The sequence below is a fragment of the Rhodococcus sp. (in: high G+C Gram-positive bacteria) genome, from assembly GCF_049299235.1.
Classification (GTDB): domain Bacteria; phylum Actinomycetota; class Actinomycetes; order Mycobacteriales; family Mycobacteriaceae; genus Rhodococcus.
Genome location: NZ_JBAQXC010000339.1, coordinates 1 through 22,782, shown reverse-complemented (window position 1 = coordinate 22,782; position 22,782 = coordinate 1). Strand labels below are relative to the sequence as shown.

General features: G+C 65.4%; 18 protein-coding genes, 1 rRNA gene and 1 riboswitch. Of the genes, 6 read left to right on the top strand and 13 right to left on the bottom strand.

From position 1 onward, the window contains the following. Positions 1-41: 41 nt before the first annotated feature. Complete coding sequence (locus WAX14_RS21260; protein ID WP_422630025.1) at positions 42-872, bottom strand: crotonase/enoyl-CoA hydratase family protein; 831 nt, start codon at positions 870-872, stop codon at positions 42-44. Between the two features lie 182 nt (positions 873-1,054). Between WAX14_RS21260 and WAX14_RS21255 the strand changes: the two genes are divergently transcribed. The 3 genes from WAX14_RS21255 (at position 1,055) to WAX14_RS21245 (ending at position 2,919) form a co-directional block, all read left to right on the top strand. Continuing rightward, positions 1,055-1,576, top strand: coding sequence for a 2-oxo-4-hydroxy-4-carboxy-5-ureidoimidazoline decarboxylase (locus WAX14_RS21255; RefSeq protein ID WP_422630024.1), 522 nt, complete (start codon positions 1,055-1,057; stop codon positions 1,574-1,576). Positions 1,577-1,663: 87 nt separating this feature from the next. Next, a complete protein-coding gene (locus WAX14_RS21250; RefSeq protein WP_422630023.1) occupies positions 1,664-2,137 on the top strand; it encodes a YbaK/EbsC family protein in 474 nt (157 codons plus the stop codon). Between the two features lie 299 nt (positions 2,138-2,436). After that, positions 2,437-2,919 carry a winged helix-turn-helix domain-containing protein gene (locus tag WAX14_RS21245; protein WP_422630022.1) on the top strand — a complete coding sequence of 161 codons (483 nt, stop codon included), beginning with the start codon at positions 2,437-2,439 and terminating at the stop codon, positions 2,917-2,919. A 63-nt stretch (positions 2,920-2,982) separates the two neighbouring features. Here WAX14_RS21245 and WAX14_RS21240 read toward each other — a convergent pair whose 3' ends face one another. Together WAX14_RS21240 and WAX14_RS21235 are read right to left on the bottom strand one after the other, a co-directional pair. Continuing rightward, positions 2,983-3,570, bottom strand: coding sequence for a hypothetical protein (locus WAX14_RS21240; protein ID WP_422630021.1), 588 nt, complete (start codon positions 3,568-3,570; stop codon positions 2,983-2,985). 202 nt (positions 3,571-3,772) lie between these two features. Further along, a complete protein-coding gene (locus WAX14_RS21235) occupies positions 3,773-5,086 on the bottom strand; it encodes an aminotransferase class V-fold PLP-dependent enzyme (protein ID WP_422630020.1) in 1,314 nt (437 codons plus the stop codon). A 65-nt stretch (positions 5,087-5,151) separates the two neighbouring features. Continuing rightward, positions 5,152-5,267: riboswitch (SAM riboswitch) on the bottom strand. Positions 5,268-5,463: 196 nt separating this feature from the next. Here WAX14_RS21235 and WAX14_RS21230 point away from each other — a divergent pair. Next, positions 5,464-9,372, top strand: a complete 3,909-nt coding sequence (locus WAX14_RS21230; protein WP_422630019.1) for a Pls/PosA family non-ribosomal peptide synthetase — start codon at positions 5,464-5,466, stop codon at positions 9,370-9,372. Positions 9,373-9,410: 38 nt separating this feature from the next. Beyond that, positions 9,411-10,715: a M1 family metallopeptidase gene (locus WAX14_RS21225; RefSeq protein WP_422630029.1), complete on the top strand. Its 1,305-nt coding sequence runs from the start codon at positions 9,411-9,413 to the stop codon at positions 10,713-10,715. 44 nt (positions 10,716-10,759) lie between these two features. Here WAX14_RS21225 and WAX14_RS21220 read toward each other — a convergent pair whose 3' ends face one another. The 9 genes from WAX14_RS21220 to WAX14_RS21180 all read right to left on the bottom strand — a co-directional run bounded on the left by WAX14_RS21220 (position 10,760) and on the right by WAX14_RS21180 (position 21,601). Beyond that, the gene (locus WAX14_RS21220; protein WP_422630018.1) at positions 10,760-11,527 is read right to left on the bottom strand and encodes a hypothetical protein; all 768 of its coding nucleotides are present in this window, start codon (positions 11,525-11,527) and stop codon (positions 10,760-10,762) included. Positions 11,528-11,598: 71 nt separating this feature from the next. Then, positions 11,599-13,938: an MlaD family protein gene (locus WAX14_RS21215; RefSeq protein WP_422630028.1), complete on the bottom strand. Its 2,340-nt coding sequence runs from the start codon at positions 13,936-13,938 to the stop codon at positions 11,599-11,601. A gap of 50 nt (positions 13,939-13,988) precedes the next feature. Further along, positions 13,989-15,095 carry an MCE family protein gene (locus WAX14_RS21210; protein ID WP_422630017.1) on the bottom strand — a complete coding sequence of 369 codons (1,107 nt, stop codon included), beginning with the start codon at positions 15,093-15,095 and terminating at the stop codon, positions 13,989-13,991. Further along, the gene (locus WAX14_RS21205; RefSeq protein ID WP_422630016.1) at positions 15,092-16,123 is read right to left on the bottom strand and encodes an MCE family protein; all 1,032 of its coding nucleotides are present in this window, start codon (positions 16,121-16,123) and stop codon (positions 15,092-15,094) included. The genes WAX14_RS21210 and WAX14_RS21205 overlap by 4 nt, the downstream gene beginning before the upstream one ends. A 6-nt stretch (positions 16,124-16,129) precedes the next feature. Then, complete coding sequence (locus WAX14_RS21200; protein ID WP_422630015.1) at positions 16,130-17,167, bottom strand: MCE family protein; 1,038 nt, start codon at positions 17,165-17,167, stop codon at positions 16,130-16,132. Beyond that, positions 17,164-18,456: an MlaD family protein gene (locus WAX14_RS21195; protein WP_422630014.1), complete on the bottom strand. Its 1,293-nt coding sequence runs from the start codon at positions 18,454-18,456 to the stop codon at positions 17,164-17,166. Before WAX14_RS21195 ends, WAX14_RS21200 begins: the two co-directional genes overlap by 4 nt. Before the next feature lie 57 nt (positions 18,457-18,513). After that, entirely contained in the window at positions 18,514-19,368 is an 855-nt protein-coding gene (locus tag WAX14_RS21190; RefSeq protein ID WP_422630013.1) for an MlaE family ABC transporter permease, read from the bottom strand. Further along, the gene (locus WAX14_RS21185; RefSeq protein WP_422630027.1) at positions 19,369-20,166 is read right to left on the bottom strand and encodes an MlaE family ABC transporter permease; all 798 of its coding nucleotides are present in this window, start codon (positions 20,164-20,166) and stop codon (positions 19,369-19,371) included. It lies immediately after the preceding gene. 154 nt (positions 20,167-20,320) lie between these two features. Continuing rightward, complete coding sequence (locus WAX14_RS21180) at positions 20,321-21,601, bottom strand: cytochrome P450 (RefSeq protein WP_422630026.1); 1,281 nt, start codon at positions 21,599-21,601, stop codon at positions 20,321-20,323. Positions 21,602-22,034: 433 nt separating this feature from the next. On the opposite strand from WAX14_RS21180, the gene WAX14_RS21175 reads away from it, so the two are divergent. Continuing rightward, positions 22,035-22,634: a TetR/AcrR family transcriptional regulator gene (locus WAX14_RS21175; protein WP_422630012.1), complete on the top strand. Its 600-nt coding sequence runs from the start codon at positions 22,035-22,037 to the stop codon at positions 22,632-22,634. A 60-nt stretch (positions 22,635-22,694) separates the two neighbouring features. Here the strand turns inward: WAX14_RS21175 and rrf are convergent. Continuing rightward, positions 22,695-22,782: ribosomal RNA gene (gene rrf / locus WAX14_RS21170) — 5S ribosomal RNA — on the bottom strand; the annotation flags it as partial.

Below are 22,782 nucleotides of genomic sequence, written 5' to 3'. Positions count from 1 at the left end.
ACTGAATGTACCGCTCGCTCGTTCATGGGGAGCCCTGAAGGTCAGTGTCCCTGGAAGTTGGGGGGGCGCTTCTCGAATACGGCGGAGATGGCTTCGGTGAGGTCCTGGGACGGCAGGAACGCCGCGTTCCATGCCGCGACGTAGCGGAGGCTGTCGTCGACCTGCGGGCTGCGGGTGTGATCGAGCACGTCCTTGATGCCGTGGACGACGAGCGGCGGGTTGGCTGCGATCTCCGTCGCGGTCGCGTGGGCTGCGGCGAGAACGGCGTCGGCATCGTCGAAAACGTCGCTGACCAGGCCGATCTTTTCGGCTCGCGCAGCGTCGATGTCTTTTCCGGTGAGCGCGAGCTCGCGGGTGTGTCCGTCACCGATGATCAGCGGGAGCCGGGCGAGGCTGCCGACGTCGGCAACCATTCCGACCTTCACCTCGCGGACGCTGAACTTGGCGTCGGCCGAGGCGTAACGGATGTCGGTTGCGGAGATCAGGTCGACGCCACCACCGATGCACCACCCCTGCACCGCTGCGACGACGGGCTTGCGACAGTCGGCGACCGCGGTGATCGCGGCCTGCATACGCTTGACCATCGCGTGGAACTCGGTGCGTGCCTTGGCGAGAGCATTTCCGGCGAGAACCTTGCCGAGGTCACCGCTCATCGCGGGCAAGTCGAGACCGAACGAGAAGTGTTTGCCCGCGCCGGCAAGGACGACCGCGCGTACCTCGTCGTCGGTGTCGAGAGCGGCGAACAGTTCCGGCAGTTCGGACCAGAAGTCGGGTCCCATCGCGTTGCCCTTACCGGGGCCGACGAGGGTGACCCGGGCGACGTGCGCGTCGACCTCGACGGTGAAAGCTTTCCAACTGGAGTGATCAGTCATTACCCGAGAGTAATATCTTCGCCGACGGTTCACACCGAGCTTCTTGTCACGTTCACCCCCGGAACGTTGTTAACGGCTCGAAAATTCCCGGTCACGACACTGGAAGTACACCTGACGTGCGGTGGATGCTTGATCCGACCGCATGCCGGTCTGTCGGTCGGGCTCGGGAAAGGAGCGCAGAGATGCTTCTGCACCAAGGAATCGGTCTCGGTGCTTTCAACGCACTCAGTCGCCGCGGCGCTGTCCATGCGCTGTACGAGTGCTGCGCGTCGCTCGGCTGGGCGAACTCAGTCGCAGCCGGTCGCCCCTATGCCTGCCACACCGAACTGTTCGCCCGTGCCGACGCGGTCATCGTCACGCTGGACGAGGTGAGCATCGGCGACGCGGTGGACTGCCACCCGGCCGTCGGCGGACGACCGCGCAGTGCACACTCTCGATCCGAGCAGTGCTCGGTGTGGGATGAGGATCGTCGGGCCATGACGGCGATCGCGCAGTCGGCGCAGGCGTACGAGGAGCGGTTCGGTTTCCGCTATCTGTGGTGCTCGGCCGGTCGCGGGCCGGACGAATTGCTCGCCGATCTCGTCCACCGCCTCGACAACGACATCGACGCCGAGCGAAAGATCCGCACCGACGAACTCGCGAAGATCACGCGAACGCGACTCGAGCGCATGCTCGGACCGGAGGACGGCTTTCCGCTGTATTGATTCCGCCCGCGTATTGATTCCGCCCGCGTATTGATTCCGCACGATCGATTCCGCACGGTTGGTACTCCCCGCTCCTACATTGGAACCATGTCCGCGACGTTGCATCCGAACGCTGTTCACGTGTCCGACACGCTCATCTCGCGCGGGCACCCCGGCTTGATCCGCACCCAGCCGGAGTCGGTGCACACCGCCGAGCAGGCCGCCGCCGCGCTCGGCGTCGATGTCGGCGCGATCGTGAAGTCGTTGGTGTTCGAACTCGACGACGAACCGGTTCTGCTGCTGGTCTCCGGCGCTCACCGAGTCGACACACCGCGTTGCGGTGAGCGACTCGGCGGAACGCTGGTGCAGGCGTCCGAAGACCTGATTTCGGAGGTCACCGCGCAACCGGTCGGTGGCGTCGCCCCGGTAGGCCACCCGACCAACCTGCCGACCTATGTGGATCGTGCGCTGGCGGCACACCCGTTGCTGTGGGCCGCAGGCGGCCACCCGAACACGGTGTTCCGCACGACCTATCGGGAACTCCTCCGCATCACCGCCGGTATGGACGTGGAGGTGGATTGACCGGCCGCCGGTACCGGTACCGGGGTCGCTCGCCTATAGTGTCAGCGTGACCATCCGAGCGTGGAGCCGCAGGCATATCGACCTGTGCCGCACCCGCTCGTGCCTGTGTGCGGTCTGACGCCCACATCCCATTTCGTCGCACTATCCATATTGTCCCCCAACTCTCTGTCCCCCAACTCTTTCCGGGGCCGATATTGCACAGGGACGGCCGTCCACTTCGCATTCCGCCGTACGGTTCCGCACTGCGTCGCCACGGCTGCAGCCCACCACCGACCACCACCACCATTGGACACGACACCATGACCGCCACAACACAACTCGTACTGGTTGTACAGCTTTCCGACACCGGAGCCCATTCGTCCACGGATCTCGCCGCCCTTGCCGACGCACTGCGCGAGACAGCGCAGGACCTGGTGCCGGGCGTGAGCACACATACGCTGCTCAGCTCCACTCCGTTGCCGCTGGTAATCGACCTGCCTGCCCGCGACGTCATCCTCGACAACGGCCGAGTATTACTGAGCCACACCGAATTCGATATTCTTTCGCGGTTGGTCCGGCGCCCGAGGACAGTCGTGTCCCGGTCGGCACTACGGGAACTCGAACCCGGTGACGTGTGCTTCGACCACCGCCGGGACCGGAGCGTCGACGTCCACGTGTCGCGCATCCGCACGAAACTGGGCAGATTCGGCCAGATCATCAGCACGGTGCGCGGTACCGGCTACCGCTTCGACCCCGATCCTGGTGTGCACGTTGTCGAACCACTCGCACGGCGCACGGCCTGAACGCAGCCGAGTGGGGTGAGAGAATCTCCTCCCACCCCACTCGACAGGTTCCCACTGGCGGAACTACGAAGCCCGAACCAAACCCTCGAATCCAGATCCGAAGCGGCGCAATACTTCTATGACCGAAGGGGCGGGGACGACGAGATCGCGGGACTCGAGCCACCCCAGCGTGCCGTCGACGATGTACTCGACGGTAAACGACGGTGCCAGGGGAACGAGGGTGACGCCGTCCGCGACGTGAGTGGAAAAGATGTCGGCGATGAGGCCGGCGAGCCCTCGCGGAGTGCCGACGTACGACAGAGTATCCGCCGTGCGCGGAATATCCAGCTGTGCGTACTGCTTTCGTGCACTGCGCGCGTCAGGGGCAACGACCACCTCGAGGTCGACCAGGACGGTGACGCTGTCGGGATCGCGACCTTCGGCGGCGAGTTCGGCACGTACACGATCGCGGACCTTGCGTGTCTCGCGCAGGTCGGTGGCACGAATGCGCGCCACATTGGGCCGCGATGCACTCAGGTCGAGCGCACCCTCGTCTGGACTCCCGGCGGTCAGATCGGCCCAGTAGTGCGGACCGAACGCGCCCGGAAGTTCGACGGCGACATGGAGTGAGCGGGCCGGAGCGGTTGCGGATACGACGTTGTTGTACGACATGTGAGTCCCTTGGATATGTCGCGGTGTTGCCGCGGCGGTGAGCTGGAAACGTGAGGAATTTCGTTCAGCTCGTACACATGCCGGAGGCGGTACGGCACAGATCGACATGACGCCGGCACCACTGGGTGGCGACGTTCGATGCGATCCGCGATGCCATGCGCGATACCCTACCGACCTGATGGGGAATTGTCGATCGAGCGGATCAGACGCACTCCGACGCACCCGCGCGTTCCGTCGCGAGACCCGGCCGGGTTTCCGGCGACGGACCCCACAGTCCGTCGGTCTTCGCGTAGGCCCAGGACGGACCCTGCTCGACGAGGCTGCTCAACGCCGCGACCAGGCGCTCGACGTCGGCGGACGAGCTTCCCAGGCCGATCGAGGCACGTACCGCGCCGCCGGCGCGACCCACCCGGGCCAGCAGGGGGTGCGCGCAGAACCTTCCGTCCCGCACACCGATTCCGTGTTCGGCCGACAGGTAGGCCGCGATCTCCGCAGGCTCGTAGCCTGCGACCGTGAATGTGACGATACCGACGGAGTCGTGCGAATCGTCCCACAGGCGAAGAAGTTCGACCCCGTCGACGTCGCGCAGGCCTTCGACCAGCAGTCGGCTCAGCTCGCCTTCGTGACGAGCAACGGCGTCGGTGTCGAGGCCGGCGAGCGCCTCGCACGCGGCTGCGATCGCCGCGGCACCGAGCACGTTCGGCGAACCGGCCTCGTGACGGGCAGGGGCACAAGCCCATTCGGTGCGATCAAGGCGCACCTCGCGCACGGCGCCGCCACCGGCAAGGTAGGGCTCGGCCACGTCGAGCCAGTCGCGTCGGCCGACGAGGACACCGGCACCGAACGGCGCGTACGTCTTGTGGCCGGAGAAGGCGAGATAGTCGACACCGGCCGCGGCGAGGTCGATGCGCCGGTGCGGCACGAGCTGCGCACCGTCGACGAGGATGCGTGCGCCACAGTCGTGCGCGAGGCCGGCCAGTTCCTCGATGGGGAGCAGTTCACCGGTGACATTCGAAGCCCCCGTGATCGCGAGCAGCGCGGCAGGCGCCCGGCGCAGTTCCGCAGCGAGCCGCTCGATCGTCCCGGCGACGGTATCGGCGGCTTCGACGATGCGGGAGTTCTTCCACGGCAGCAGGTTCGCGTGGTGCTCGATGTCGAGGAGAACAACATCGCCGGGTACTGCGGTGGCCAGAAGATTCAGCGAATCGGTGGTGTTGCGGGTGAACACGACGACCTGGTCGTCGGCTGCGCCGACGAACTCGGCGACCACGGTACGACACCGCTCGTAGGCGTCGGTGGTGATCCGCGAGGCGTAGCCGGCGCCGCGGTGCACGCTGGCGTAGAAGGGCAGCAACTCGGCAATGCGATCGGTGACGGCGGCCAGCGCCGGGGCGCTCGCGGCATAGTCGAAGTTCGCGTACGTGCAGGTCCCGCCCTGGACGAGTGGCACCTGCAGGTCCCATCCGGAGACGCGGGCGATGGGCGCGATGCAGGTGGCGGTGGTTGCGGCGGTCATGAGAAGTCCCTCGTCTGGTCAGGGACCCGTCGGTGATCGCCACGACAATGTTCGATCGTCGGCGGAGTCCGCGCTTGCTGCATCCATTGTGGAAACACAGCCAGGTCGTCACCCGGAGCACCCCACCGCGGAGGAGGGTTGCCGACCAGCGAGCCGGGGCTTGTTGCTGGTACTCGTGACCTGCGAAAGAGAATGGCAGCCCGGCACCGATGTTGTCAAACCGAAACATCCGCACGGGGCCGAGAGGCGACAATTCGATGAGCCGGAGGACAATCGTCGCAGCGACCGTCACACCGGGAACCAGTTCACCTGCCGTAAACCTCGGTGTGAGACAAACCGGCCGCACGCACCATCGATCCCAGAGAAGGACGCGCAGAATGTCTGTCCAGCCCACGACGAACCCGGGTCGGCCGGCTCGAATACCGGACGAGTACCTGCGCTCGCCACTAGCACCCGCCCCGCGGACCCTGGTCGACGTTCTGCGCAGCGCAGCGGACAAGCATCCCGACGCCCCCGCGATCGACGACGGCGCGGTCACGCTCAGCTACGCGGAACTGGCGGAGGAAATCATCGCGGGCGCCTACCGCCTGACCGACGCCGGGGTCGGAGCCGGAGACCGGGTCGGCGTACGCATGCCGTCCGGCACGAAAGACCTGTACGTCACGATCCTGTCGGTACTCGCCGCCGGCGCGGCCTACGTCCCGGTCGACGCGGACGACCCGGACGAACGAGCGGAACTCGTCTTCGGGGAGGCGCGGGTCACCGCGATCGTCACCGCGGACGGGATCGGGCCCGGCACCGCACTCCCATCCGCGGATCCTCAGGTGCGCGGACCGCGACTCGACGACGACGCCTGGATCATCTTCACCTCCGGCTCGACCGGTACCCCGAAGGGTGTGGCGGTCACACACCGCAATGCCGCGGCGTTCGTCGACGCCGAAGCACGGATCTTCCTGCAGGACGAGCCGATCCGGCCCGGCGACCGGGTGCTCGCCGGCCTGTCCGTGGCGTTCGACGCGTCCTGCGAGGAGATGTGGCTGGCGTGGCGCCACGGCGCGTGCCTGGTCCCTGCGCCGCGATCACTCGTACGATCCGGCATGGATCTGGGCCCGTGGCTGGTCGCCCGCGACGTCACGGTCGTCTCGACCGTGCCGACACTCGCGGCGATGTGGCCGGCCGAAGCACTCGAAGCGGTGCGGCTCCTCATCTTCGGTGGCGAAGCGTGTCCCCCCGACCTCGCCGAACGGCTCGCCGTCCCCGGCCGAGAGGTGTGGAACACCTACGGCCCCACCGAAGCGACCGTCGTCGCGTGTGCCGCCCCCATGGACGGTGTCGGCCCCGTTCGCATCGGCCTGCCCCTCGACGGCTGGGATCTCGCCGTCGTCGACGCCGACGGCATGCCCGTCGAGGAAGGCGCGACCGGCGAACTCGTCATCGGCGGAGTCGGCCTCGCCCGCTATCTCGATCCCGCCAAGGACGCCGAGAAGTACGCACCGATGCCGACACTCGGCTGGGAACGGGCCTACCGCAGCGGTGACCTGGTGACCCTCGATCGTGCAGGCCTCCTGTTCCAGGGACGCGCCGACGACCAGGTGAAGATCGGCGGGCGACGCATCGAACTCGGAGAGATCGACAACGCGCTGCAGAACCTGCCCGGTGTCGCGGGCGGCGCGTGCGCCGTGCGCAAGACCGGGTCCGGGCACTCGATCCTCGTCGGGTACATCGCCAGCACCGACCCGGACTTCGACGTTGCCTCGGCTCGTGACCTGCTCACCGAGCAGCTTCCCGCTGCGATGGTGCCGCGGCTCGCACTCGTCGACGAACTTCCCACCCGCACATCCGGCAAGGTTGATCGCAATGCCCTTCCGTGGCCGTTGCCCGGGGCCGACGCGGACTCCGCCGAAGAACTCGGGCTCGATCCCACTGCCGAATGGGTGGCGAGCCTGTGGATGTCGCTGCTCGGTGCGCGCGTCGAAGGTCTCGACGACGACTTCTTCGAACTCGGCGGTGGCTCGTTGTCGGCAGCCCAGCTCGTCACGGCGCTGCGCGAACGCTACCCGGAGATGACGGTCGCAGAACTGTACGACCATCCCCGACTGGGTTCGCTCGCCCTGTACCTCGACGAGCTCGCCCCCACCAAAACAGTCGAGCCGCGCCGGGTCGAACCGGTGTCGCGGTCCGCACAACTGATCCAGGTCGCCGCGACGGTTCCCCTCGCCACCCTGACCGGCATGCAATGGGTGACGTGGATGGCGGTGCTGAACAACGTGCTCGCCGCTGTTGTTTCGGTGCCGTGGACTGTCACCCTGTCGTGGTGGTGGGTCCTGGTCGGCTTCGTACTGTTCATCACCCCGCTCGGTCGTATGACGATCGCGGTCGGGGGTATCCGGTTGCTGCTACGCGGGGTACGGCCCGGCACCTATCGGCGCGGCGGCTCGGTGCACCTGCGGCTGTGGACGTCGCTGCGACTGGTCGAGGCGAGCGGTGCGGCGAACCTGTCCGGTGCACCGTGGATGCTGTACTACGCCCGTGCACTCGGCGCGAAGATCGGGCACGGCGTCGATCTGCACAGTCTGCCGCCGGTGACCGGCATGCTCGAACTCGGTGACGGCTGTTCGATCGAACCCGAAGTGGACCTGTCCGGTCACTGGGTGGACGGCGACACCGTGCATATCGGCACGATCCGGATCGGTGCGGGCGCATCGGTCGGCGCCAGGTCCACCTTGAACCCCGGCTGCAAGATCGGGAAGAACGCGGTGGTCGAAGCGGGTTCCGCGGTGTTCGGCCGCGTCAAGTCGGGGCAGCAGTGGGCCGGCTCACCGGCGGTGAAGGTGGGCCGCGCCGCCCGCCCCTGGCCGGCCGAGCCGCCCAGCCGCTCGTCGGGCTGGGTACCGGTGTTCGGCGTGACCTCCGTGCTACTCGCCGGGCTTCCCCTCCTCGCGATCGGTGCGGGTGTGGCGTTGATCGGCTGGTGGGTCCGCAATACCGTCACCCTGACCGACGCCGTCGTCCGTTCCCTCATGATGCTGCCCGCCGCCGGAATCCTGACGATGTTCGTGTTCGCGCTGCTCACCCTCGTATCGGTGCGGTTGCTGTCGATCGGCATGACCGAGGGATGGCATCCGGTGCGCAGCCGGGTCGGCTGGCAGGTGTGGGCCACCGAACGTCTCATGGATTCGTCCCGCACCTTCCTGTTCCCGCTGTACGCCTCGATGCTCACCCCGATCTGGTTGCGGCTGCTCGGCGCCGACATCGGTAAGGATGTCGAGGCATCGACGGTGCTGATGGTCCCCAAGTTCACGAAGGTCGCCGACGGGGCATTCCTCGCCGACGACACGATGGTCGCGTCCTACGAGCTCGGGGGCGGCTGGTTGTTCATCTCACACGCGAAGGTCGGCAAGCGCGCGTTCCTCGGGAACTCGGGGATGGCCGCACCGGGTCGCCGGGTTCCGAAGCACGGGCTCGTCGCGGTGTTGTCGGCGGCCCCGTCGAAGGCGAAGTCCGGTTCGTCGTGGCTCGGTAGCCCACCGGTCCGGCTGCGGCGTGCTGCCGGTGACTCCGATGCCAGCCGCACGTTCGCTCCCCCGCTGAAACTGAAGGTGGCGCGGGGAATCGTCGAAACATTCCGGCTCGTCCCGATGATGGTGACGTTCGGGATCGGGCTGGGTGTGCTCTTCGCGTTGAACGCGCTCGCTGCCGCGGGTGGCTACCTGCTCGCCGCGCTGCTCGGCGGTGTCGTCCTCATCGTCGCCGGAGCGGTCGCCTGCATCATCACGGTGGCAGCGAAATGGCTGGTGGTCGGCAAGATCGGCCGTGTGGAGCATCCACTGTGGAGTTCGTTCGTGTGGCGGAACGAAGTGTCGGACACATTCGTCGAGATGGTGGCCGCCCCCTGGTTCGCGCGCCCCGCAACCGGAACCGTCGCGATGAACCTGTGGTTGCGGGCGCTCGGCGCGCACATCGGCCGCGGCGTGTGGTGCGAAAGCTACTGGTTGCCGGAGGCCGATCTGGTGACTCTGGAGGACGGCGCGACGGTGGAACGGGGGTGCGTGGTTCAGACACATCTGTTCCATGATCGGATCATGTCCATGGACACCGTGACACTCGAGAACGGAGCCACCCTCGGCCCGCAGTGCGTGGCGCTGCCGGCATCGGGCATCGGCGCCGGGGCCACCGTCGGACCGGCATCGCTGGTGATGCGCGGCGACGTCGTCCCCGCATCGACCCGCTGGCAGGGCAATCCCATCGCCCCCTGGACCACACCCGGTGATTGGTCACCTCGGTGAAGCCCGCCAAGACAGCCAAACCGGTCGCTCCCGTCGGGATGGACCGGCCGCTCGATCCGTATCTGCCGACGAGCGGCAACCGCGGATATCGGGTGTCCCGCTACGAGCTGGAGTTGATGTACAAGGCCGCCTCGAACCGGCTTGCCGGCCGGGCCACGGTCATCGCCACCACAACGGACGTCCGCGGCAAGTTCGCACTCGATCTCGCCGACACGATGCGGGTGTCGAAGGTCGCGGTCAACGGTGCCCGGCCCGCGAAGTACGTGCACCGGGACGGCAAACTCACCGTCACGCCGACACAGAAGATCCCGGCCGGTGCGGTGCTGACGGTGACCGTCCAGTACGCGGGCGCCCCGGCACCACGGCATTCGATGTGGGGTGACGTCGGATGGGAAGAGCTGAAGGAGGGATCGCTGGTCGCGAGCCAACCGAACGGTGCGCCGACGTGGTTCCCGTGCGACGACCATCCCGGCTCGAAGGCCACCTACCGGATCACACTGACCACGGAGTCTCCGTTCCACGCGGTCGCCAACGGCACCCTGCTGCAGAAGACCACGAGGGCAAGCCAAACCACCTGGGTGTACGAACAGCCGGAACCGATGGCGACATACCTGGCGACCGTCCAGATCGGCCACTACGAGGCACGCACGGTGTCGTCGGCGCCGGTGCCGATCGTCGCGGTGCACCCGCCGCGGTTGCGGAAGTCGTTCGATGTGGATTTTGCGCGCCAGCCGCAGATGATGGAGGTTTTCGGGCGCCTGTTCGGTCCGTATCCGTTCGCCCACTACACCGCCCTGGTGACCGACGACGCCCTGGAGATTCCCATCGAAGCCCAGGGAATGTCGATCTTCGGAGCCAACCACTGCGATGGTCGGCGACGTGAGGAACGGCTCGTGGCACACGAACTCGCACACCAGTGGTTCGGAAACAGCCTGACCCTCGAACGTTGGCGTGACATCTGGCTGCACGAGGGGTTCGCGTGTTACGCGGAGTGGCTGTGGGCGGAGAATTCGGGGGGACGGTCCGCGCACGACCTCGCCGCCGACGCGCATCGGGGTTTGGCCCGCAAACCTCAGGACATCGTGCTGGGTGACCCGGGACCGAAGGACATGTTCGACGATCGGGTCTACAAGCGCGGCGCGCTGACGCTGCACGCCCTGCGCCGCCACCTGGGCGATGATCGGTTCTTCGCGCTGCTCCGCACGTGGACCACGGAGAACCGGCATTCGAACGTGACCACCGAGCAGTTCATCGGTCTCGCAGCACGTTTCACCGATACGTCGCTGCGTTCGCTGTGGGATGCCTGGTTGCGCGAGCCCGCGCTTCCCGCACTACCTGCCTGAGATTCGTCCCACGCCGGTTCGCCTCACTCCGGTTCGCCCCGATGTCACGGCAAGGTGACATCGGAGGCGAGCCAGCGGCCGTCGACGAGTTCCATCGTCATCACGACCCGGCTGCGGTCGAGTCGTGGTTCGGGCGAAACAGTATTGGTGACGGTCTGGTCGACGAACAACAGCACCTCGACCTCGGTCGCCGTCGCGGATTTGATACCGGCGTCGATCACCACCCCTTCCGCGGTGGCGTTGTTGTCGACCAGCAACTGCCGGAGCTGCTCACTCGACTGTGCGTACATGTCCTTGAACTCGCCGGTCGCGCCGTCCAGCACGGCAGCGAAGTTCGAGTCGAGGTCGTCCGAACTGACGCTGGTGAGCACAACGGCATAGGAGCGTGCCGCATCGAGGGCTGCGGCGGATGCGTCGTCTACCGCGTTGGCCTGCGCCAACTTCCAGCCGAACACGACCGCAACGGCAATCGCCACGACTGCGACGAGCCCGACGGTCACGAGAAGAATGCGCCGACGGTCAACCGAATCACCGGAGCCGGAATCGGTTTCGTTCTCGTTCCCATTCGGCTCACCACGCTTCGCCGTTACGCCCGGGACCTTCTCGTCGACCGGATCCTTCACCTCGACACTTCCGTCGCTCGATGCGTCGGAACCCGAACCTTCCTCGGCCACAGCACCGTCGGCCACAGCACCGTCGGCCACAGCATCTTCGGCCACAGCATCCGGTGCCGTCGGGTCGCCGTCCGCGGTCGCGCGTTCGACCGCCGTACGTTCGGCAACGGCCGTCGCTGTCCTGCTGTTTTTACTCACGTCGGTTCTCCTTCTCCTTGGTTTGTCAGGTCGCCGAATTGCCAAGTCGCCGCGCCGCCACCGCGATCGGATCAACGCACCCTCGGGTCGTCGAGGTCGGGACCGCCGGGTTCGAGTGGCAGAGACAACGGCCCGATCGGTGTCGGATCGCTCTGGGCCAGCGGGTCGGCGCCCGCCGGCGGCGCATAGCCGACGTCTTCTCCGGGTGGCCGCGGCGCGTTGCGTGCACCGCGGACCAGGGTGGACGGATCGGGATTCGCACAGTAGGTGTGCAGAAACGGTTCGGGGAAGTTCGGCAATGCAGGCGATTGCCTGGGCAGGTCGTAGTCGCACGAATAGCGGGGATAGATGTTGACGAACGCCCAGACGCCCCCATCGTGGAACGCCGTCCCCAACGCGTCGAGCGTCGACCCACCGCGCGTGGCCGGGAAGAAGAACTCGTGGAGGGCAGGTACCCGGAGGTACGCCATCTGTGCCGTCGTGGCCAAATTGCCCAGCAACTGCACCATTGTGGGTGAGTTGTCCGCGAAGAGTGTGTCGACCGACTGCATCGTCGCAGGCGCACCGTCGATCAACTGCCGGAATCCCGCGTCCTTAGACTCGACACCCGCGAGCACGGTCGACAGATTGCGAGAGGTCGAGGCCAGACCGGCCGCGCTGTCTGAGAGGGTACCGAGCACGATCTTGCTGGTATTGAGCACACCCACGGTCTGCGGGAGCACCGAATCGAGGGTGGAGATGAGGAACGTTCCGCCGTCGACGATGTCGGTCAGCTTGCCGGGTCCTTGGTCGCTCATCCCGAGTTCGTCGACGATCGTCCGGACTGTGTCCGGGTCGATCTGGGCGAGCATCCCGTCGAGATTTCCCATCAGCGCCGACAGCGGCACCGGAGTCGAGGTGTCGTCGATAGCAATCTCCGCACCATCGGTGAGGAACGGTCCGCTGTCGGAGTCCGGGCGGAAGTCCAGATATTGCTCGCCGGCCAGTGACAGCCCCGCGACCCGGACTTCGCCGCCGACAGGGATCTGCGTCGACGAATCGATCGCCGCGACCGCGACGACGCCCCCGTCGGTCAGGGTCACCTCCGTCACCCGGCCCACCGGAACACCGCGCAACGTGACGTTGCGATCGGGCAGCAAGCCACCGGATTCCGCAAGATTTACTCGGATGTGGATCTTCCGGTCGGCCGGATTCAGATGGAAGACACCGAAAACCAGATAGGCGACGCCGAGCACGAGAGTGAGAGCAAGCGCGATCACCGACAACACCAGCCGATGCGCCGACGCGTATCGCGCGCCGGACACCAGCGCACGTGCCGGCGTCTCGACGACGCTCCTCTGCCTGCCGCGTTCCGTCATTGCGGCACCCCCCCCGAACTTGCCTTGGAGTCGAAACATCGTGTACGTCAAGGTGCCCACGAAGGCAGCCCAGTCGGTTCCGTCGGGCAATTTGCTGCCCGGGTCGCCGGCGTGTCCGGGGACCGGCAGCGCGCCGAGCGCCAACTGTTGAAGATCCGCGTCGGTGTGCGCCGACGTTCCGTTCGTCACCTTGATGACCGGGGCCAAGATCCGGTTGACCGTGTCGAGGGACACTCCCGGCAGGGTCGCCGCCCGGTTGAGTTCGGCCGAGACCGTGTTGATATCGGCGATCATGCTGCGAGTATCGGTTCCCTGAACCGACGGAAACTTCGAAATCTGGTTGGTGATCGCGGCGACCTGAGCCACCAGATCGATTACTTGCGTGGTATTTTCGGAGAGCACACCGAGCGCGGGACCGGCCGCGGCAACCGCGTCGCTGATCGTCGAACGCTGGTCTGCGAGTGTCGCGACCAGTCCGTTCGTCTGTTCGAGTGATCGCTGGATCTCGCCGGACCGCGCATTGAGGTCACCGACGAGGCGAGTGGACTCGTTCATCAACTCGGCGATCCGGTCGCCTTTCCCGTCCACCGCCGAACCGAGACCGTTGACGAGCTTCGTCAGATTCCGGACGACACCACCGTTGACGAGCAGCGACGACGTTGCGAGCAGCTCCTCGACGGTCGCCGCAGCCGAAGTCGATTCGAGTGGGATGCTGTCACCCTCGTCGAGGACCGCAGCGTCCGGCGCCGGGTCGGCCGGCGGTTGCAGCGAGACGAACACGTCGCCGAGGGGAGTCGCCGAACGCAATTCGGCGGTCGTACCGTCCAGCAGCACTACTCCGTTCATGATGCGAAGCGACACGACGGCGGTGTAGTTCTCCACCCGCATCGACTCGACCTCGCCGACATCCGCGCCGGCAAGCTTCACCTTCGCTTTGGTCGGCAGATTCAGGGCATTCTCGAACGTCGCGCCGATCGTGTACGAGTCGCCGCTGACGCCCGGCGCCGGAAGCGGCAGGTCCTCGAGGCCGACCGAGCAGCCTGCGGTAGCCATCGCCACGACGACCACTGTGCTTGCGATCGCACACTTCCACCGCGTGCCCGTCATCTCGGCAACCCCGCGAGTCCCTCCAGCATGCCGGGAATACCGAAATCGGGGCCGAAATCACGCATCGTCCCTGTCGCGCAACCAAGGTGTTCGAGTCCCATGCGGTTGCAGACCTCCTTGACCAACTGGCCGTCGAAGAAGACCTTCTCGAGCTGCGCATGCACGCGGGCACCCCCGTTCTCCTGGTCGATCGCGTTGTATGCGTTGTCCATCAGCAGCGGTGTCACATCGAGAAACTCAGCGAGCTGGTCACGATAGTCCGCGAGCGACCGTGTCACGGTCTCCGCATTCGCGAGCGTCGAGCTCAATGTGTCCCGATTGTCTGTCAAAATCGAGTTCGCCTGGGCCAAAATGTCGTTGATCTTCTTTCCGGTGTCGCCGGTGCCGAGGTTCGCGTCCGCCAGGATCTCGCTCATCTGACGAGTGGCCTCTCCGAATTCGCGGATGTCACTGTCGTTGGCAGCCGCCGCGGTCGTCAGGACCGCGAGATCATCCACGACTCTCGTGATTTCGTTCGCTGTTGCGGCGCCGCCGTCGTCGCCCAGGCGCAGCGCATCGGACAGTGTCGACAGGGCCGACCTCATCGCGTCACCGTTGCCGTCGGTGGCCGCCGCGCCGGCCGCCAGGAGATCCGCGACGGGTCCGCCACCGCTCCCGTCGCCCTGAAGCTCAACCGACAAATTGTCTGCCATCGCGAGCAGTCGATCGAACTCAACGGGCGTCTTCGTACGATCCAGCCCCAGAACCGCATTCGATCCGAGCTTGTCGCCACCGCGATACACCGGTGTCAATTCTACGTGCCGGTCGGTCAGCACCGACGTCGAGACCGCCACCGCCTGTGCATCGGCCGGAAGGTCGACCGAGCCCTCGACCTCCATCGTCACCTCGACGTACAGCCCCTTCGGTTCGATCCGGGTGATCGTGCCAACCGGAATACCGAGTACCGCCACGGTATTTCCCTCATACAGACCGGCGCCGTTGTCGAACTGCGCGGTGATCGTGTGGGAGTCCTCTCCGTTCAGGAGCGCGCGAATCCCGAAGAAGCCCACAGCGACCGCGACGAGCGCCACGACACCGGTGGTGATCGTCCGACGTGAGATCATTCGCACTCCTGAAAGTAGGCCGGCATGTCCAGCTCGACTGCCCGGCCGCTGAGCGCACACATCCACGAGTCGATCATCGGACCGGCCGGAGCCGAGAAGTCCACCTCGTTTGCGGTTCCGGTAGCGTTCGTGAAGTTCCGTAGGGCAACGGGAAGGATCTGCAGGGTGTTGCGCAGCAGATCGTCGTTGTTGCCGAGGCTCTGCAACAGCTCGTTCAGGCTCGCGATCAGTTGCTCCACTTCTGGTCTGTCCTCGACGACTACGGTGTGGAGTTCCGAGACGAGATTGGTGGTCGCGACGAATAGTCCGTCGATCATTTCTCGACGGGTCGTTATCTCCTGCAACATGTCCCGTCCATTTCGGACCAACGACCCCAGACTGCTCTGTTGCTCTCGCACGATACCGGTCATCTGCTCGGTTGCCTCCAGCAGCGAGCCCACCTGGTCACGACGCTCGGCCAGCACCGACGACAGATTCTCGATGTTCGCGAGCGCCTGCGGCATCAGCGGCGGCAAGTCGTGCAGCTCACCAGCGAGCACCGTGAGGGTGTCGCCGAGTTCACGGGCATCGACCTGCTCGAAGGTGGTGGTCGCGTCGGCCAGAACATCCATGAGGTCGTACGGAACTTCGGTGTTGGACAGCGGTATCCGATGATCCGGGAATTCTCCCTCACCGGCCGGTCGCAGTTCGATGTAGCGGGCACCGAGTAGCGTCGTCAGCTTGATCGATGCGCGGGTGTCGACGCCGAGCGAAACGCCTTCGTCGATCTTCATCGTCACCACCACGTGGTCGCCCTCGAGGCGCGCTCCGTCGACCGTGCCGACCTGGACACCGGCGATCGTGATTCCGTCACCGGGCGCGATCTGCGCAGCCTGGGCGAACTCCGCCTCGTACTGGCGCTTTCCGATCCCGATCGAACCGACCAGCAGGGTCGCCGCGAGAGCGAGTGCGATGACCGCGACGGTGATCGCGCCGAGGTTCAGCGGTGTGTATTCCTCGATGGGTCGGAATCTACGCTTGGTGGTCACAGTCGATCACCTGCACACCGGGGACTGAGTGACCCGGCCTTCGGGTGTGGCCTGCGCGACGATCGACGGGATGACGTTGCTCAATGCCGGGACGAGTGTGACGTTGAAGTTGCACAGGTACGTGCTGAGATATGTACCCTCCTGGCTCACCCGGGCGAATCCTTTCAGCAGTGCGGGCAGGTTGAAGGCGAAGTATTCGAACGAATCCTTGTGATCGTTGAAGTGCTGGGCGAAACCCGGTTCCCGAGCCAGGAATTCCTGCAGGTCCGGTTGCACCTCCGCCACGATCGTGGAGACGCTGTCGGCGACGGTCGCAATCTGCTCCACCGATCCGACGAGTTCGCCGCGTCGCGCCGACAGTTGATCGAACATGGCCCGCGACTGCGTGATGACCGTGTCGACGTTGCCGCTCTGCACCGCTAGGTCCTGCACGACACTGTCGAGGTTGCCGATCAGTTCGCCGAGAACCTGGTCCGGACCCGCGACGGACTCCGCGAGTCTCGTCGTCTCCGCGACCAGAGTGGTCACCGACCCGGAATCGCCCTGCAGTGCAGTGATAATCGCGGTAGTAATGTTGTCTACCTGCTCGGGGTCGAGAACGCTGAACAGCGGCTCGAATCCGTTGAGGAGAACCGAGATGTCGAACGACGGTTCGGTGTGTTCCAGGGGGATCTCACTGCCCGCCGGCAGGATCCGGGAATCCCCGAAGTCGCCGAGCGACAGTCCCAGATATCGCTGGCCGATGATGTTCTGGTACGTGATCGCGGCCTTCGTGTTCCCGTACACGACCTGACCTGCGTCGATTCGGAACCCCACCTTGGCGGTGGCGCCGACGAGCGCAATCGAATCGATACGTCCCACTCGGACCCCCGCCATCCGAACGTCGTCACCGATGCGGAGACCGGAAGCATCGGAAAATGCCGCACTGTACGAGTTTGTCGGACCCTGCACCCCGCGCTGCAACGTCACCAACACGGTCCACGCCAGCGCGCAACACACCACCAGGAACAGTGACAATCCGATCAGTGACTTGCGGTAGCTCATCGCGGCGCCTCCGGTTCCGGCACGACGTTGACGACCGCGCCTCTGGCAAGAGGACCGAGGAGCATCTCCGCTGCAGAATTGAGGTCACCCCCGAGGAGTGCGCCGAACAGTTCCTTCTCGCCCGGACTTCCGACCGGACCGACATTGCCGCCCACCGGGTTACCGATCAGCGGGTTGCCGATCAGCGGACTGCCTCCTGCAGGGTTTCCGCTCACGATCGCCGATCCGGCAGCATCGACCGATGGCACCGCGGGGGCGCCGATCGGCGCGGTGTCACAGCTCGCGCCGGCCAGGTCGCCGTATCGGGGGCAGTCGGCCCTCGTATACATGCGGTGCGGGGTCAACTGAAAGACGAACTTGCCGACACCGTTGAGCTGGCCTTCCGGCTGGAAATGCTCGAAGTACTTCTTGGTGATGCTGTTCATGCTGACCACGATCTGGGAGAAGGACGGCGAACCGTCTGCGAGGACGCCGAGGACCGGCGTGAGCTGCGTCGTGAGGGTGATCATCTGGTCGGTGTTGTTGTCGAAGGCGGTCCCGATTGTCCCGAGCGTGTTGGCCCCCGAGAACAGGAACGCAGCCAGCGCTGCGTCCTTCTCTACGAGCGTCCGCATCGGCGTGATCGAATGATGCAGGGCTTCCAGCAGTTCCGGTGCCGACTCGTGCAAACCTTGCACTGCGCCGGTCAACGAGTCGAGCGTCGACGGTCCCTCACCGGGCTCGACGACCGTGCCGATCTCACGGACGATCCGCCCCAATTGCGCGCCGGCCTCGGCGATGTCGTCACCGCGCTGGTCGGTGGCCTTCGCCACGGCCGCGAGCACACCCAAAGTCTGTTCGGTGCCGACGCGTGCGGTCGCGGCGGCGATCTCCCGCAACTTGGTCAGAGCGGTCTGGAGTTGAACCGTCGCCAGGCTTTCATCCTGAGGAATGTACGCGTTCGCTGGTAACGGGGGAGCCGCACCGTTGTCCACCAATTGGACGGACGATACGGCGAAAACATTGCTCGGCACCACCCGCGCGGTAACCGTACTCGGAATCGACTGTGCGTGAACGGGGTCGAGATTGATGTGGACCAGATTCGGGCCATCGCCGGTCGCCGCGTCGACGGCCGATACCGTACCAACGAGCAATCCGCGGAACTTCACATCGGATCGGTCGGGCAGGCCATCGCCGACTTCGGCGAGAGTGGCTGTGACATCGACGGTTCGGTCGAAGGATCCACCGGTCTTCGCGGCGAGAGCACCGAGCAGAAGCGCTGCGATGACGAGGGCACCGAATCCTTGCATGAACAGTCGAGTGGGAGTGGGACCACGTCCGTCACTTTCGAACAACAACGACATGGTTCACCCACCCAGCCTGGCACCGGAGCCGATGCCCCAGAACGCCACGGTCAGCAAGAGATTGATCACGATCATCGCGGAAATGCTCGACCGCATCGCCCGGCCTGCGGCAGTGCCGACACCCTGCGGCCCTCCTGACGCATAGAAGCCGTAGTAGCACTGAATCGTCGTCGTGATAACCACGAAGACAACTGCTTTCGACAGCGAGTACAGGATGTCCGGGCCGCTGAGGACGAGACTGAAATAGTGTTCGTAGGTGCCGGCCGATACACCACCGGACATTCCGATAATGGTCTGCACGGTGAGATAGTTCGCGGCCAGGCAGACCAGATACAGCGGGATGATTGCAACGATCGATGCGAGCAGTCGCGTCGTGACCAAGTACGGAATCGACGGAATAGCAAGCGTTTCCATTGCATCGATCTCCTCGGAGATCCGCATGGCACCGAGTTGCGCGGTGAATCGGCAACCGGCCTGTGCAGCGAACGCGAGGGACGCCATGATCGGTGCCAACTCACGGGTCGTCGCCGTCGACGAGATCATGCCGGTGGCTGCCTCCAGACCCAGCAGATGCAGCGCGTTGTACCCTTCGATCGCAACAAGCGCCCCGGCTGCTGCGCCGAGAATGATGATGACTCCGGCGGTTCCACCACCGACCACGATCGAGCCGTTGCCCCACGTCACATCGGACAGAATTCGCAGGAATTCCTTGCGATAGTGGCGCAGGGTCGTGGGAATCGCTGCCAGCGCCCGCACCAGGAACCCGATCATGTGGCCGAGTCGCTGGACGACCGCCACCTGGGCGGTGATCGCACCGACGATCGGCCTGGCGCCAGGAGGAAAATATCGCGAGGCCACTCAGAACCCCGTCCGCGGGAACAACATCACATACAACTGAGTGAAGGCAACATTGACGATCATGAGGAGCAGGATCGAGGCAACAACGGTGGCGTTCACCGAATTCGCGACACCGGCGGGTCCCCCTCTGGTATTGAGCCCCTTGTGACAGGCAACAATGGCGACGATCGCGCCGAAGACGAGTGCCTTGATCATCGTCAGGATGAAATCCCCGACGGTGGCAAAGGATGCGAACGTCGTCACGAAGCTGCCGGGTGTGCCATCCATGATGAACGTGTTGAACAGATAGCCGGAGAGGAACCCGACGAAGGTCACCAATCCGGTCAGTGCGACACCGACCACGATCGCCGCTGCCAGACGCGGGACCACGAGTCTGCGTATCACCGAGATGCCCATGACCTCGAGAGCATCGATCTCGTCACGGATTTTTCGGGAGCCCAGGTCCGCGCACACTGCGGAACCCGCTGCGGACGCCATGAGCAACGCCGCAACCATCGGTGCACCCTGTTTGATCACCGCCAGTCCACTTGCCGCGCCTGCCAGTGACGTTGCACCGACCTGCCCGGCCAGCAGCCCGAACTGGATCGACAGGGTCACACCGATCGGAATTGCCACGAACATCGTGGGGAGTGCCGACGCCGAGGCCATGAACGCCGCCTGGCGTACGAACTCCGCAAACGGAAATCGCAGGGTCGCGATGTCTGCGATCAAGTACTGGATCGCCCGAATGCCCAGCACGCATTGACCACCGACGGTTTCCAGCGACGCGACGGGATGCCGGCGAATGTAGCCACGCATCCAGTCGCCGATCTCGGTGGTCGCCGAGATCGGCTGTTCGGCCTCGACTGCATCCGACGTCGCGATGGTGTCGTCTGATCGGTGCCGGTCCCCGGTTGCTCGCCCAGCGATCCCCATGGCGATTGCCTTTCGTGTGTTCGGTTCGGCCCGGTGGTCAGTCCGCGAGTGTGAAATCGACGTGGAGTTCGGCCAAGCCCCGCAGGATGTAGGTCGGCTCGTACCGGTAGGTGCGATGCCCGGCCGCTCCGTGGTGTTCCTCGTTCACGGTCAGGGTTGCGGTGCGGTCGAGGAACCGTTCGATCGCGATGCGGCCCTCGATCCGGGCCAGCGGACCGCCGGGGCAGGTGTGCACCCCCCGCCCGAACGCGACGTGTTCGCGGGCGTTGACCCGGTCGAGGTTGAAGGTGTGCGGGTCCTCGAACCGGTCCGGGTCGCGGTTGGCGGCGCCGGGCAGCACCATCACCACGGTGCCGGCGGGCACCGTACGACCGGCCAACTCGGTGGTCTTGCGGGTGAGCCGGAAATCGCCCTTGACCGGACCGTCCATCCGCAGCAGTTCCTCGACGAAGTCACCGATCAGGGTGCGGTCGGCACGCAGGGTGGCCTGCAGTTCGGGGTTCTCGGCCAGGTGCCGGATGCCGGCGGTGATCAGCCGGGCGGTGGTGTCCTGGCCGGCGCCGAACAGGAAGGTCGCCAGCCGGACGAGTTCGACGACGTCGGGCAAGTCCCCGTCCGGGTAGGAGGCGGCGGCCAGGGCACCGAGGACGTCGTTCTCGGGGGTGGTGCGGCGGTCCGTGAGGTAGGCGGTGAACTTCGAGTCGAGGTACTCGAGCGGGTTTGTGGCCAAGGCGTCACCCTCGCTCATTGCGCCGACCTGCTGTGCAAGCAGATGGCGGCGGAAGTCGTCGTGGGCGTCTTCCGGGACACCGAGCAGGTTCGCGATGGTCAGCAGCGCGAAAGGCTGGGCGAAGCCGTTGAGGACTTCGACGGTGCCGGTTGCGGCGAATTCGTCGATCTGGCGGTCGGCGAGGCGCCAGAGGAAGTCCTCGGACTCTTCCATGCGACGGGGCGTGAACAGTCCGCCGAGCAGGCGTCGGATCTTGGTGTGACGAGGCGGATCCATGGTGACCAGGTGTTCGTTGAGGGGGAACTGGTCGCGGTACTGCTCGATCTGGTGGTTGATGTCGTCGCCGTCCGGGGTGAACGGTAGTGGGGGGAACGGGCCGATGGGGGCGGTGATGTTGGAGTAGACGGTGGTGTTGCGCAGGACTTCGAGGGCTTCGTCGTAGCCGGTGACGGCAAGGACGCCGTGGGTGACGGGGTGGACGGGGCAGCGGGAACGGAGGTGGTCGTAGAAGGGATGCGGGTCGTCGGTGAAGTAGGGGTCGGTGAAGTAGTCGCGGGCGTAGTCGCCGTCGAGCGCGGTGTGGTCGATCGGACAGGTCGGGGTGTTCTCGGGTGCGGTGGTCACGGCAGCCTCCTGATCTGATGGGTGGGCGTGCGGTGGACCACTCGCCCGTGCTGATCACTTGCCTAGCATTGCTGAGCACATGAATAGCACGCGCTTCCGAACGTGGTCAAGGTCACATGCACTACATCGGCACGGCGACCGTCACGTCGACGCCTGCGGGCGAGGACACCCGGTCTGCGATCCGCACAAGCGACGTGAAGCGCGCAACTCGTCCAGACACGAATCCGCCCCGGTTGCGGTACCGTCTCGAATCGACGCGCCACAGTGACTTTTCATAAACCCGGCGGAAGACTCACGCCATCAAGCGCGGTGGAAACACTGAACACATTCCCGGCGCGGACGCATACGATGCGTAACACACAGCCCGATGTGTGAATCCTGGAGGTGGACAACGCGCATGGCATCGCCGCGCAGAATCGGGGCTCCCGACGCGAAGAATCGGACGGTACTTCTCGACGCCGCCGAAAAGCTCATGATCGAGCACGGCTACGCAGCCGTCTCGTCCCGCCGTATCGCCGACCAGGCCGGGCTCAAACCCCAGTTGGTGCACTACTACTTTCGGAACATGGACGAACTACTGTTCGAGGTGTTCCGTCGTCGGGCCGAACAGGGATTGGAATACCAAGCAACGGCACTTGCTTCGCCGCAACCGCTTTGGGCGCTGTGGGACTTCAGTACCAATCCCGCCGGCGTGGCACTGACGATGGAGTTCATCGCTCTGTCCCGGCACCGGCCGGCGCTTCGCACCCAGATCGCCGAGTACTCGGAACGGTTCAGACGGGAGCAGGCCAACGCGATCAACACCATACTCGAGCGCTACGGAATCGATCACGCGGACCTGCCGCCCGTGGTGGCTTCGGTACTCATGACGAGTCTGTCTCGTGTGATCACCATGGAACACGCACTCGGCGTCACCGGGGGGCACGCCGAAACCGTAAGCCGTGTCGAACACTGGTTTCGCGCACTCGAAGGGCCCCGGCCGACCTGCTCGGGGTGAAACCGGTCCGGAAATGACTGTAGGCCCCCACCAGATGGTGGGGGCCTACAGCAAACGGGTGTTCGGCGGCGACCTACTCTCCCACACCCTGACGAGTGCAGTACCATCGGCGCAGACAGGCTTAGCTTCCGGGTTCGGAATGGGACCG